This is a genomic window from Micromonospora sp. A202 (genome assembly GCF_006715105.1).
GTDB lineage: Bacteria > Actinomycetota > Actinomycetes > Mycobacteriales > Micromonosporaceae > Micromonospora > Micromonospora zamorensis.
In genome coordinates this window covers 436,484-449,108 of the sequence record NZ_VFMP01000001.1, presented here as the reverse complement: position 1 = coordinate 449,108, position 12,625 = coordinate 436,484, and the positions used below count along the sequence as shown (strand labels likewise).

The following is a 12,625-nucleotide window of genomic DNA, read 5'->3' as shown; positions in this document are numbered from 1 at the left end:
CACTGTGACCGTGCGGGGCCTTTCGACAAAGACGCGCGCCCCGATCGCCTGCCACGGGGGAAGCGGGCGATTGGGGCGCGCATGAAGAGCTTAACCACCGCGCACCACCGGCACAACGGGTCAACTTGGGTCAGATTTCCGACGGATGGTGGCCGGGCCGACTCGTACCCGCCTGCAGTTGACCGAGGGTGACCTGGCGTGGACCCAGAGCGCGGAAACGCAAGGTCGGAGGCGGTCATCGACCTGGCCGGAGGCGCCGGGGTCTGATCCACGCCCACCCGGACGATCATCCAAAGTGGATCTCACTACACTGCGGGCCGTGATCAACTTCAGACGATCGACGGCGGTCCTTCTCGGGCTGCTGGCGACCACCGCACTGGCCGGGCCCGCCCCGGCGCAGGCCGACGAGGAGCCGGTGCCCGAGCCGCCCCGGGTCGAGCTGGTGCTCGACGTCAGTGGCTCGATGCGCGCCGCCGACATCGACGGGCGCAGCCGGATCTCCGTTGCCCAGCAGGCCTTCAACGAGGTCGTCGACGCGCTGCCGGCGGAGACCCAGCTCGGCATCCGGGTGCTCGGCGCGACCTACCGCGGCAAGGACAAGAAGGTCGGCTGCCAGGACACTCAGCAGATCGTGCCGGTCGGCCCGGTGGACCGGTCCGCGGCCAAAGCTGCCGTGGCGACGCTGCGGCCGACCGGGTTCACACCGGTCGGCCTCGCACTGCGCTCCGCCGCTGAGGACCTGGGCCGAGGGGCCACCACCCGACGGATCGTGCTGATCACCGACGGCGAGGACACCTGCGCCCCGCCGGACCCGTGCGAGGTGGCCCGGGAGCTGGCCGCCCAGGGCACCAGCCTGGTCGTCGACACCCTCGGTCTGGCCCCCGACGAGAAGGTCCGAAAGCAGCTGCTCTGCATCGCCAGCGCGACCGGCGGCACCTACACCGCCGCACAGAGCGCCGAGGAGCTGACCGGACGGATCAAACAGCTCGTCGAGCGGGCCGGCGACACGAACACCCGCGCCCCGACGGTGGTCGGCGGCACGAACGTCTGCGACTCGGCGCCGCTGCTCGCCCCCGGCGTCTACGCCGACCGGGAGGCGTTCTCCGAGCACCGCTACTACCGGGTGCCGGTACGCCCCGGGCAGGAGCTGCGCGCGTCGGTGAGCATGTCGCTGGACCGAGGAGTGAACCGGGACTACGGGGTCCTGCTGAGGGCCACCGCAGCGGACGGCCGGGAACTGGTTCGCGGCGCTGACGCCGGCAGCGGACGGGCCGATGTGCTGTCCGCCGGGCTGCGCTGGTCGGCCAGCGCCGACGACGAGGATGCCGCGAAGGCCGAGGAGAGTTCCGCGCCGGTCATCGAGCCCACCACCGTCTGCCTGGTGGTGAGCAACTCGTTCGCCCCGCGCCCCGGCACCGCGGCCACCCCGGGCATGCCCGTGGAGTTGACCATCGACGTGGTCGCCGCCGCACCGGCACCGGACGGCCCGGACCTCGGTCGAGGCTGGGCGCTGCTCGCCCTGCTCACCGTCGCCGGGCTGCTCACCGGCCTGATCGCCGGGCTGCTCACCCGCTGGTGGGTCGCCACCTGGAGGGAGAACTGATGCGTACCGCCCTGTTCCGATCGCTGGCGGCGCTGCTCGCCGCCGGCGGGGCTGCGCTGCTCCCCGCCTCGGCCGTCGCCGCCCCGAGCCCCTCCCCGGGCGCCACGCCGGTGAACCGGGCCGGCACGTCGTTCCTCAGCGCCACCCCGATCGCTGCGGGGCAACCGGTACGGGTGGACGCGTCGATCGGCGACCACCTCTACTGGGCGTTCCCGGCGAAAGCCGGCCAGGTGCACGAGATCACCGCCACCGTCACCTTCCCGAAGGGGCGCAGCGGCGCCTCCACCTGGACGGTCGACGTGTTCGACGGGCTGCGCCGGCGGCAGGCGTGCACCGCCGGGGCACAGACCCCGACGGTGGACGCGAAGGCGTCGAGCGTGGTGCTGGGCTGCACGTTGCGCGAGGTACGACCGTGGGCGGAGCCCTGGTCGGCCGATCCACTGCCCGGCACGTACGTCATCAGGCTCTCCGTGATCGATCTGCCCGAGCCGGATCTGGGCGCACCGATCGACGTGGACCTGCTGGTCGGCACGGTCGCCGACCGGGGCGCCTCGGCCGACGACGGTGAGTTGGCAGCGCCGCTGGTGCCGAACACCAAGGCGGGCACGGTGCTCAACGCCGTACCCGTGGCGGACCCGGAAGCTGGCGACGACGGTGACTCGCCGGCGGACTGGTTGCCGAACCTCGGCTCGCGATGGGTCTGGACCGCCATCGGCGGCGTGCTCGCCGCGGTGGCCGGCGTCGTCGGCTTCGCGGTGACCAGGCGGCCCCGGCGTCGCTGAACCGCCCCGCTGGTGGCCCTGCCCGAAGGTGGGGCCACCAGCGGCTCAACCCCGGCGGGAGCCGCGTGGCAACCAGCCGATGAACCGATTCTGGAGCGACATCACCGGCGCGGCGCGCAGATCCTCCGTGGCGGCGGCGAGACAGGAACCCAGATAGACGCTGAGCATCGCGCGGTCACTCCCGTACTCCGCCAGCAGCCGGCTGCGCTTCGTCGCGCACGGCCACTCGTCGCCGCAGGAGCCGCAGCTCCAGCAGGGGGTCTTCGGGGCGTGATCGTCCACCCGCACCCCCGACCGTTCCGCACCATCGGTCATCGCACGTCCTTCCAGATGTCCACGGGACTGGCGGCTGCCCTGCCTGACCAGTTCTTGATGGTGGTCCCCCCGGAGCCATCAGGGAGGGCGCGCTGCACGTCCCTCCGGTGTTACATCTTTGCGGTACCTTCTCCCGTCGTGGGAGTCGGAAATCTGACGGTTGACAGGAGCCGCTGCTCCCACCGACCAGTAGGCTGCCGCGATGCGTGACCTGCTGCCGTCGACAGTCGCCGTGGCCGTGGCCGGGCCGGACGACTGGGTCGGCGAACTGCTCCCCGCCGAGCAGGCGTGCCTCAGCGAGCGGGCTGTGCAGACCCGTCGGCGGGACTTCGCCGCTGGGAGGACCTGCGCCCGTCGGGCCATGACCGGTCTCGGCCTGCCACCGACCGCCGTGCCGGCCGCCCCCGACCGCGCGCCCGTCTGGCCGGCCGGGGTGGTCGGCACCATCACCCACACCGCCGGCTACTGCGCCGCCGCGGCGGCGCTCACCACCGATGTCCGATCCGTCGGAATGGACGCCGAGCAGCACCACGAGGTCGATCCGGGAGTACGCAGAATGGTGCTGCTGCCCGAGGAGGAGGCCCTCTGCGCACGGCTGCCCGGCGACATCTCCTGGCCGGTCGTCCTGTTCAGCGCCAAGGAGACCGTCTACAAGGTGTGGTACCCGGTGGTCGGGACGTGGCTCGGCTTCCGTGACGCCCAGCTCGACGTCGACCCGGACGCCGGCACGTTCACGGCCCGCATCGCACCGGCCCGGGTGGACGCTGCGGCGGTCGAGGCTCCGCCGAAAACCATCGTCGGCCGGTTCGTGGTCGCCGGCGGGCTGGTCCGCACCGCCGCAGTGCTCCCACTGGGCTGATTCCCGGACACCGTCCAGGCTGACCGGATCGAAGCGAGGGTCGCCGTCGACGGTGGGACGGAATCCGGCGCGGCGACCGGGCGATCGGCCACGCACGGTAGCGTCGGCGGGTTCCCGAACCGCACGTACCGAGGCGTCAAGGAGTACGGTGACCCACCCCCAGCCCCCCGCCGGGCCGCAGCACCCCCAGCACCCGAACCCGGAGCCACCGACGCAGTCGTCCCCCGTGACACAGCCGCAGTCCACTGTTGAGTCGACGCTTTCGCAGGCACCACTGCCGCCCAGCCCGTGGTCTGCGGCGGGGAGCGCGTCGCAGCCGCCGTTCTCGGGCACCGCGTACCCGACGGCCGGCGGTGGGTACGTCGGCGCTGGCGGAGGCCACACGGCAATCGGCTGGCCGGGTCATCCACTCCTCGCACCGCCGGCGGCGCCGACGCAGGGCTCCAAGAGGACAGTCGTGGCCGTCGCCATCACCGCGGCCGTCCTCACCCTCCTCAGCTGCGCCGGGGGCATCGTGGCGGTCGTCATCGGCACCAACCGGGCCGCGGACAAGGTGACCGAGGCGCGCCCCACCCCCGCGGTGACCCGGGCCACCGCTCAGCCGTCGGCCAAAGCCCCCTCGTCGACGGCCAGCGGCGACACTCGCAACATGGCACCCGGAGACACCCTGGTCATCGATGGTGACGGCGGCACCATCGAGATCACCGTGACGAAGTTCAGCACCGCCACCAAGCCGTGCGCTCCCTATGGCCTCAAGCCGGACGAGGGCATGTACGTGATCGCCGACGTGACGCTGACCGTCACCAGGGGCACCGCTTCGGCGAACCCGCTCTTCTTCGAGTGGGTGGCCGCCGACGGCACCGAGGCCAACGCGATCGCCGGGGCCTTCTCCGGGTGCGGCAAACCGATGCCCCCCGCCGACGACCTGACCGCCGGCACCAGGCGCACCGGCAGCGTGGTGTTCGACGTACCCGACACGTCGGGGGTGCTGGAGTACCAGCACAGGTTCGAGACCGCCGGCTCCTGGAAGCCGTGACGCGACGTGAGGCCGGCCCCGACGGGCCGGCCTCACACTGTCGCGAGTCGGTGGGTCAGCAGCCGGTCAAGCGCACCGGCCCGGCGCTACCGACGATGGTCCCGTTGTCCGTAATTCCACTCGGCTGGGCGTCGACCGGGGCGTCGAGCACCTCGACCGTGCCCGGACGGGCAGCCGCACTGTCGCCGAAGCGACAAAGTGGAGCTGCCGGACCTGTCGCCGGCGTCGTCAGTAGGCGTAGCGAGCGAGAAGGTACACGCTGAGCTGCCTGCCGTCGCGCACCACCACCACGTCTCCGGTCACGACGTCCCCCTCGCGTCGGTAGACCTGGTAAGACGGCGCGTCGAAGCGCCACCCGATCGTGCCCGGAATGGCCGCGGCGGGAAGCGGGAAACCGGGATCGGTCGGTGCCATCGTCGATGGCTCTGCCGGTACGGCGGCCCAGCCGTCAAGGATCCGGTCCAGGCATCCCTGGGACGTGGTGAAGTGCAGGTACAGCTGGCCCATCGGTCCGGTCATGTCCTCGGCGTTGCTGTACCGGAGGCCGTCCACGTCACACGGCAGGCTGACCTCGTAGTGCGGCAGTATGTCGTCCTCGAAGTCGCCCCGGGTCACACCGAACAGCCCGTCCGGGTGCCGATAGGGCCTCGGACCCCAGAAGTGCGCGGGCGGGTAGAGCGCCACCGCCAATCCGGCGATCACCAGCAGGATCGTGCCCCAACGCCAGAGCCGCGTCCTGGTTCTCCGAACCGTCGAAGCCATCTCGGGCTGCTCGGCCTCGGTCGTGGGGGTGGTCAGGCGAACCTCTCGGCGAGGAACGAACAGCACCTCCCGTACGACCGGCCGGAACAGCGTCGCGGTATCGGCGATGAACCGGAGCCGGCCGACACCGAGCAGACGCAGCGCGGCGCCGTGCCCGTAAGCGACCACGACGACGGCGCCGAGCAGCAACGCCCACCACCCTGCGGCCAACGCCGCCCGTACCGGTCGGCTGCGCCCGTCCCATGCCTCGCGTAACCGCTCGGTGTGGAACGGCACGTGCCTCTGCTCGTCGGTCAGGATGCGGGCGCCCACGTCCGCGAGCAGCGGATCGGCCGTACCGTCACGAACGGATCGGTAGTAGCGCAACGCGACCACCTCGGCGACCATCAGCGTCATCAGTTCCAGCCGCAACCCCAGGGCGCGCCGAATCGCCACGAAGACCCGGTCGGTCCAGTGACCGTCAATGACATCCCCGCCCGTGCTGAGCAGCAGTTGCTTGAGGAGACGGGCGTGGTTCTGCTCCTCAGCGACGAACAGTCGCACCGCCGCCAGGTAGCTCGGATCACCAGCACTGGCGCTCTTCCGGATAAGGTTCGCGCCGTCGCCGTCCTCACCGGCCTGGAATCTCTGCAGGCTGCGAATGAGTGCTCGCGACAGTGGACTCCCCTCGTCCCACGGTGGATCCGGCTCCTCTCGGCGACGCTCGGCGTTTTCGGTGAACTCGCGTACCCAGGTCTCGAATCCCATGTCGTTTCCCCCGTTCTTCCACAATCGTGGAGCTACCGCCCCCACGCCTCGGCGTCGGTGACGACCGGCCGGCCGGCGCGTACGGATTCTTCGATGGCGAGGCTGATCAGGTGGTCCTGGCAGGCTTCGGCGAGGGGATACGGGGCCGGGCCCTCCTCCCGCGCCCACGCACCGGTGCGGGTCACGATGTCGGCCACCGCGATGTCGTCGTCGGACATCCCACTGCCGACGAAGGGGTTGCGATAGACCACGTCGCCGTCGAAGCTGATGTGCTTCAGGTCGAGCCCTTCGAGGTTGAGGTCGAGACCGGTCTGGCGTCGGCTCAGCGACGACTCCACCGGCGTGGTGGGGTCGACCAGGCGGACGACCCGGTCGTCCACCAGCTCACCGCGCGTACCCCGCACCACCAACCGGCGGGTCCGCAACGGGTTCCACCACTGGTTGTCGGTGAAGTCGTACAAACCCATCCGCCCGCCGAAGTCGATTGTCGCGAGGGTCGTGGAGAGCTGCTGCGGGGTGTCGTCACCGCTCCAGCCGGCCGGCGACAGCGGGTTGGCCAGCGGCGCGACGAAGGCGCGCGCGCTGACCTCGGCGCTCTCGTGACCAACCCCGAGCAGGCCACGGATCAGCGACACCGCGTGGTACAGGTGGGTGGAGGAGATCTGCACCGACGTCGGCTCGCCGAGCACCCCGGCACGGACCACCGCCAGGCGGGCCGCGTGTCCCGGCATCAGCAGGTACTGCTCGGCGACCTGCACCAGACCGCTGCCGCCGACGTCCGCCCAGAGTGAGCGCAGCCCGGCCACGTCGGGGGCGGGCGGCGTCTCGGCGAGCACCGGTACGCCGGCCGCGACCAACTCGCGGGTCACGTCGGGAGTCACCGGCCAGGGCACCGACACGATGACGAAGTCCGGTCGCTCGTGGGCCAGCAGGTCGGCCGCCGTGCGGAAGGTCGGCACGCCCCACTCGGCCGCCACCTCGGCACCACGCGATTCGGTACGCGTCACCACCCCGGTAACCCGCATCCGATCGGGCAGCAGTCGAGCCAGTCGCAGGAAGAACTCACCCCGCCAGCCACTGCCGACGATGCCGAACCGGGTCTGGGCCACCGAAGTCATCTGGGCTCCTCACGTAGAGGTCCGGATGCTAACCGTTTCGGGGCCACCTTCTTCACTACGGTTGTGCTGATGACCATCGACCCGTTGCGCGCGGCCCGACAGTAGGGGTGGCCGACCACCTGCCGATCCGAGGGGACCCGGGAGCAGCGGATGCTCACGTACGATCCGTTTCCGCGTGTCGCGGCAGGGGGGACGGAAGCTGTGCAGACCGACGAACGGCCCGCCAAGAGCAATGGCAGCGAGCATCACGTCGACCGTCACCGGAGGGTCGTTGGCACGGCGGTGGGCGTCACCGTCGCCCTCGCGCTCGTTGGCGGCATCCTCCTCAGCCGCCGCGTGCCCGACCAGGCCACGACCCAACCCCCGGCCGCGAACACGGCGCCGGCCGCAGCGCCGCCAGTGACGTCGGCCATCGGCTGGAATGCGGCGCTGGTCGCCCGCGACGACACCACCATCAACGTGTACGCCAGCCTCGCCGACGTGCGCTGCAAGGATGTCGTGCAACCACAGGCCACGGTCACCGAGCAGACGGACACCCAGGTCGTCGTCGGGGTGAACGGTCGCATCATCGACGCCAACGACTGCTCGACCAGCGGCATCCGGATGCCCCTCGTCGTGTCGCTTCAGAAGCCCCTCGGCGATCGGGTCCTCCGCGACGCCGCCAGTGCGCTGCCACCACCGACCTTCTCCGAACGCGAGCTGCCGGACCTGGCCTCCGACAAAAGGTGGAGTCCACATTCGAGTCACTGCGATGAGGGCTGGTGTCAGGGCTACAACGACCCGAACGGCTCCACACTGGTCGCGATTGCGGGCCGCACGGTTGGAGGGGAATCCTCGGCAGCCGTCGGCACCGTCTCCATCGGCTCACGCGAGGGCACCATCACCGGCAGCCCGGAACTCTCCTGGCAGGTGCGGTGGGAGGTCGGGGGCGTGACGTACTCGCTGAGGCTGAGGCCCGCCGAGGGCGGGACTTTCAGCCTGAAGGAGTTCCGGGCAGAACTCGCCAGGCTGAGGTGGACCTGACCTGGCGAGCTGGATGGCCCCGACCCGCCGACCGTTGCCATGCAAGATCGGAAAAGGCCGTCTCCGACTAGCGGAAACGGCCTTTGACCTGGGGTGGAGCTGAGGGGATTTGAACCCCTGACCCCCTCGATGCGAACGAGGTGCGCTACCAGTCTGCGCCACAGCCCCCCGCCGGCGAGCCGGCTTCGGTCCCACCCGGCTTACACCGGGCGGGCCGGCAGCAAGGCTAACAGGTCGTCGGTCCCCACCGCGAATCCGCCCCCGGCGCGGCGCTCCGACCCTCCGGCTTGATCCACTCGCCTCCCTGAAAATCGGGGCATCCAGGACGCCACGACACCCCGACTTCCAGAAACCCGAGTCGATCAAGCCGAGAGCACGACGATCAGGCGCCGCGGCCGGCCTCGTAGGGGCGTCCGCGTAGGCCACCCGAGCGCCGGTACGAGACCGACCCACCGTTGACTGCCGCCGGCAGGTCTCCCGGGCGGTCCAGGCCCATCGCGGCTCGGCGTACCCCCTCGCGCTGGGCGGCCAGGCGGCGTTGCGCCTCCCGGCGGGCCGCCGCCCGGCGGGCCTGTTCCCGGCGCACCTCGGCCTGCCGGGCGGCCAGCCAGGCCGCCTCGCGGGCCCGGGCGCGGCGGCGGCGACGCCCAGCGAGGGCCTGACCGCGCAGGTGTACGACGTACGTGGCCAGGAGCAGGAAGGTGACCGAGAAGCCGATCCAGAAGCCGGGGCTGACGAACAGCACGCCGACCAGCTCGACGACGTTGAGGAGCAGCAGCGCGGCGAGCACCCGCCGGCGCCGGTACACGGCGGGGGTGTGCTGTCGGCGCGGCGGCGGGCGGCGGCGGGACCGCTTGGGTGCGGGTGGCACGGCGCGCAGCCGACCGGAGCGGCGGGCGGCCGGGGGCGCGGAGACCGGCGCACCCAACACCCCCGTAGTCGCGTTCTCACTGAGGGTGACGACCAGCGAGCGCGGTGGGTGGACGGGTTGCCGTCCGGGCACAGTGCGGCGCCGTCGGCGGCGCTGGAGCACCCGCGCCGTCGACTGCGCCCGCTCCGCCACCAGCCGCTCGGTGGCGTCGTACCGGCGGACCAGCGCCGGGGCCAGGGCGAGCAGGCCGGCGGCGGCGAGGACGGCGAGGAGCACCGAGGTCGGCACCCTCACCCCTCCCGTCACCGAATTCGTCGCAACCGCCACCGGACCGCAGGATCTTCCACCGATCGCGCCTTGGTGCGTCGATCGTCCGGCCGGGGAGCGCTTGCCGCAGCTTGCAGTTACTTGAGGTTACGACGCGCCGACCGGGATGCCACCGCGCCGCGCCGATCCCGCCCGTGGGACGACTCAGCGGGCGTCGGCGCGCACCCGGTGCCAGCGGGCCAACAGGCCGCCCTCGGCGGCGATCTCCTCGCTCGTCATCGCGTATCCGATGTGGTCACGCCAAGCGCCGTCGATGTGCATGTAGCGCACGTGGTACGACTCCTCGCGGAAGCCCAGTTTCTCCACCACCCGCCGGGACGGCCGGTTCTCCGGACGAATGTTGACCTCCACCCGGTGCAGCCCTCCCGGGCCGAACGCGTGGTCCACGGCGAGCGCGAGCGCCGTCGGGATCACACCTCGGCCAGCGACCCGGGCGTCCACCCAGTAGCCGACATAGCCGGAGCAGAGCGCCCGCCGCACGATGCTGCCCACGTTGATGTGCCCGACCAGCCGGTCCCGGTCGGCCTCGCGCAGACAGACCGCGAACGGCATTCCCTCACCCTCACGGGCGGAACGACGCTGGTCACGGTGCACCCAGCGGAACGCGGCCGGCGAGTTGAGGTCGTCCCAGGCGCCGGGCAGCGACGATTCCCAGGGTGCCAGCCAGGCCCGGTTGGCCCGCCGTATCTCCGACCATGCCGCCGCGTCGGAGCGCCGGTAGGGCCGCAGCAACACCGGGCCGTCCGCCAACTCCACCGGCCAGCCCGGTGCCCGCGGGGGTCCGAAGAGACTCACCCGGACAGTCTCCCGCGCGGGACCGTGTCGCGCGCAAGTGGACCCACCGCATGGACCCGATGACCGCGCGGCGCCCGAGTGGCCAGCCGGCGGATCGACCGGGTCACCGTCACCGGCGGCGGTCCAACAGCAGGACGTCCACCGTGGAACCGGCGGCGGCCGTGGTGACCCGCTCGCCGAGCACCAGCAGGCCATTCGCCTCGGCCAGCCCGGAGAGCGTGAACGGCCCACCGCTGAGAGGCTGGACCGTGTATCCACCGCCGCGTCGCTCGGCGACGTGCGCCGGCCGGAACTCGCGCAGCCCCGTCGGCGACGACACGGTCTCCAGCAGGTGCGCCCGCACGCTGGGTCGGAACACCGGCTCGGCGCCGGCGAGCAGTTGGATGGCGGGGCGGGCCAGCACCTCGAAACCGATCAGCGCGGCGCCCGGGTCGCCGGGCAGGCAGACCACCGGCACCTCCTCGGCGCCGACGGTGCCGAACCCGAGCGCGGTGCCGGGATAGAGCGCCACGTCGGTGAACGTGACCGGCCCGGCCCGGCTGCCCTCGCGGCGGGACAGGATCCGGCGCACCATGTCTCCGGGGCCGGTGCCGGTGCCCCCGGTGGTGATGATCAGGTCGGCGCGCAGGGTCTGGTCCTCCAGCAGCCCGCGCAGCCCCTCCGGGTCGTCGTCGCAGATCCCCACCCGGTACGCCAGTGCGCCCACCTCGGCCGCGGCGGCGGTCAACGCGTGCGAGTTCGCGTCCACCACCTGCCCGGGCTGACTGCCCCGACCCACGTCGACCAGTTCGTCGCCGGTGGCCACGATGACCACCCGTGGGCTGGGCCGGACCACCACGTGCCCGATACCGGTGGCGGCGAAGACCGCGACCAGGGCCGGCGAGACGTACGTGCCGGCGCGGGCGAGCAGAGTGCCGACGGGCAGTTCCTCACCGGCTCGGCGTACCCCGTACCCCCGTTTGGGTGTACGGAAGATCTCCACAGCGGCCATGCCCTGGTCGGTCCACTCCACCGGAACCACCACGTCCGCGGCGACCGGCAGCGGCGCCCCGGCGGCCACCGAGAAGCACGAACCCGGGGTGAGGCGGACCGGCCGCCAGCTCGCGGCACCCAGATCGCCCACCACGTTGAGCCGGATGGTCCGGCCGCCGGGCGTGCCGGAGGGGGCCGGGACATAGCTCGGGCCCCGACCCCCTCCGGAAATGTCCTCCCAGCGGGCCGCGTAGCCGTCCACGGCAGCCTGGTCGAAGGCCGGGAAGGCGTGCGGCGCGACGACATCCTCGGCGAGGACGTTGCCGTGCGCCTGGGTGAGGTCGAGGTCGAGTGGCGGCAGCGCGCGTAACCTGCGCAGCACGCTGCCCAGGTAGTCGGCGAGCGGCGTCAACTCGTTCGCGGCCGCCTCGGCGTCGGCCGTCGCGGTCATGTACCAGATCCGCCCGCCGCGTCGGCCTTGACGAAGTCGGCCAGCCACGAGCGGAACTCGCTGCCCAGGTCCTCGCGCTCGGCGGCGATCTGCACCACCGTCTGCAGGTAGCCCAGCGGCATGCCGGTGTCGTAGCGGGTGCCCCGGTAGACGATCGCGTGCACCGGGGTGCCCTCGGTGCGCAGCAACTCCATCGCGTCGGTCAGCTGGATCTCGCCGCCGCTGCCCGGCTTGGTCCGCCGGATCGCGTCGAAGATCTTGCCCGGCAACACGTAGCGGCCGAGCACCGCCAGGTTGCTCGGCGCGTCCTCCGGCTGCGGCTTCTCCACCATCCCGGTCACCTTGACGACCTCACCGATGTCGGTCAGCTCCGACTCGGCGGGTTCGACGGAGGCGATGCCGTACCGCTTGGTCTCGGCCGGGTCGACCTCGAAGAAGGCGAGCACCACACCGCCGGTGCGGGCCTGAAGCTCCAGCATCGCCGGCAGCAGCGGCTCCGACGGCTTGACGAACTCGTCGCCGAGCAGCACCGCGAAGGGCTGGTCGCCGACGTGCGACTCGGCGTACCCGACGGCGTGGCCGAGCCCGAGCTGCTCGGGCTGCCGGACGGTGTAGATCTCGGCCAGCTCACTGGGGCGACGCACCGCGGCCAGCCGCTCGGTGTCACCCTTCTCCTCCAGCCTGGTCTCCAGGTCTGGGCGACGGTCGAAGTGGTCCACCATCGACGTCTTACCCCGACCGGTGATCAGCAACACGTCACCGATGCCGGCCTGGGTGGCCTCCTCGACGATGTACTGCAGAACCGGCCGATCCACCACCGGCAGCAGCTCCTTGGGCACCGCCTTGGTGGCTGGCAGGAACCGGGTGGCCAGTCCGGCGGCCGGGATGACGGCCTTGACCGCCAGGGGACGGCCAGTTGCGGCGACCGTCGATGAGGGGTTCGCTGAGTGCTCCGACATGCCGC

Annotated in this window: 12 protein-coding genes and 1 tRNA gene; 5 read left to right on the top strand and 8 right to left on the bottom strand. The window is 71.8% G+C overall.

All coding sequences use genetic code 11. The features are described 5' to 3' along the window. Window positions 1-319 precede the first annotated feature (319 nt). Window positions 320-1,603 (top strand): VWA domain-containing protein, encoded by a 1,284-nt coding sequence (locus FBZ33_RS02205; protein WP_141907831.1) that lies wholly within the window; start codon window positions 320-322, stop codon window positions 1,601-1,603. Then, window positions 1,603-2,385, top strand: coding sequence for a peptidase (locus FBZ33_RS02200; RefSeq protein ID WP_141907830.1), 783 nt, complete (start codon window positions 1,603-1,605; stop codon window positions 2,383-2,385). The genes FBZ33_RS02205 and FBZ33_RS02200 overlap by 1 nt, the downstream gene beginning before the upstream one ends. Window positions 2,386-2,430: 45 nt before the next feature. On the opposite strand, the gene FBZ33_RS02195 is transcribed toward FBZ33_RS02200, so the two are convergent. Then, complete coding sequence (locus FBZ33_RS02195; protein WP_099850366.1) at window positions 2,431-2,700, bottom strand: hypothetical protein; 270 nt, start codon at window positions 2,698-2,700, stop codon at window positions 2,431-2,433. Window positions 2,701-2,902: 202 nt separating this feature from the next. Here FBZ33_RS02195 and FBZ33_RS02190 point away from each other — a divergent pair, with 202 nt between their 5' ends. Both FBZ33_RS02190 and FBZ33_RS02180 read left to right on the top strand, forming a co-directional pair. Then, window positions 2,903-3,559, top strand: a complete 657-nt coding sequence (locus FBZ33_RS02190; protein ID WP_141907829.1) for a 4'-phosphopantetheinyl transferase — start codon at window positions 2,903-2,905, stop codon at window positions 3,557-3,559. A 457-nt stretch (window positions 3,560-4,016) separates the two neighbouring features. Then, the gene (locus FBZ33_RS02180; protein ID WP_185755190.1) at window positions 4,017-4,595 is read left to right on the top strand and encodes a DUF4352 domain-containing protein; all 579 of its coding nucleotides are present in this window, start codon (window positions 4,017-4,019) and stop codon (window positions 4,593-4,595) included. A gap of 228 nt (window positions 4,596-4,823) precedes the next feature. Here FBZ33_RS02180 and FBZ33_RS32585 read toward each other — a convergent pair whose 3' ends face one another. Next, entirely contained in the window at window positions 4,824-6,104 is a 1,281-nt protein-coding gene (locus FBZ33_RS32585; protein ID WP_185755189.1) for a ferritin-like domain-containing protein, read from the bottom strand. Window positions 6,105-6,136: 32 nt separating this feature from the next. Then, the gene (locus FBZ33_RS02170) at window positions 6,137-7,222 is read right to left on the bottom strand and encodes a Gfo/Idh/MocA family protein (protein WP_141907826.1); all 1,086 of its coding nucleotides are present in this window, start codon (window positions 7,220-7,222) and stop codon (window positions 6,137-6,139) included. Window positions 7,223-7,372: 150 nt separating this feature from the next. Between FBZ33_RS02170 and FBZ33_RS02165 the strand changes: the two genes are divergently transcribed. After that, on the top strand, window positions 7,373-8,245 hold the full coding sequence (locus FBZ33_RS02165; protein WP_141907825.1) for a hypothetical protein: 873 nt from the start codon (window positions 7,373-7,375) through the stop codon (window positions 8,243-8,245). Between the two features lie 94 nt (window positions 8,246-8,339). Here the strand turns inward: FBZ33_RS02165 and FBZ33_RS02160 are convergent. The 5 genes from FBZ33_RS02160 to FBZ33_RS02140 all read right to left on the bottom strand — a co-directional run bounded on the left by FBZ33_RS02160 (window position 8,340) and on the right by FBZ33_RS02140 (window position 12,620). Continuing rightward, window positions 8,340-8,413: transfer RNA gene (locus FBZ33_RS02160), tRNA-Ala, on the bottom strand. Window positions 8,414-8,627: 214 nt separating this feature from the next. Then, window positions 8,628-9,410 (bottom strand): hypothetical protein, encoded by a 783-nt coding sequence (locus FBZ33_RS02155; protein ID WP_185755188.1) that lies wholly within the window; start codon window positions 9,408-9,410, stop codon window positions 8,628-8,630. A 177-nt stretch (window positions 9,411-9,587) separates the two neighbouring features. Then, a complete protein-coding gene (locus tag FBZ33_RS02150; RefSeq protein WP_099850333.1) occupies window positions 9,588-10,238 on the bottom strand; it encodes a GNAT family N-acetyltransferase in 651 nt (216 codons plus the stop codon). 109 nt (window positions 10,239-10,347) lie between these two features. Then, on the bottom strand, window positions 10,348-11,661 hold the full coding sequence (glp, locus tag FBZ33_RS02145; RefSeq protein ID WP_141907824.1) for a gephyrin-like molybdotransferase Glp: 1,314 nt from the start codon (window positions 11,659-11,661) through the stop codon (window positions 10,348-10,350). After that, the gene (locus tag FBZ33_RS02140; RefSeq protein WP_088951398.1) at window positions 11,658-12,620 is read right to left on the bottom strand and encodes a UTP--glucose-1-phosphate uridylyltransferase; all 963 of its coding nucleotides are present in this window, start codon (window positions 12,618-12,620) and stop codon (window positions 11,658-11,660) included. Before FBZ33_RS02140 ends, glp begins: the two co-directional genes overlap by 4 nt. Between the last annotated feature and the right edge of the window lie 5 nt (window positions 12,621-12,625).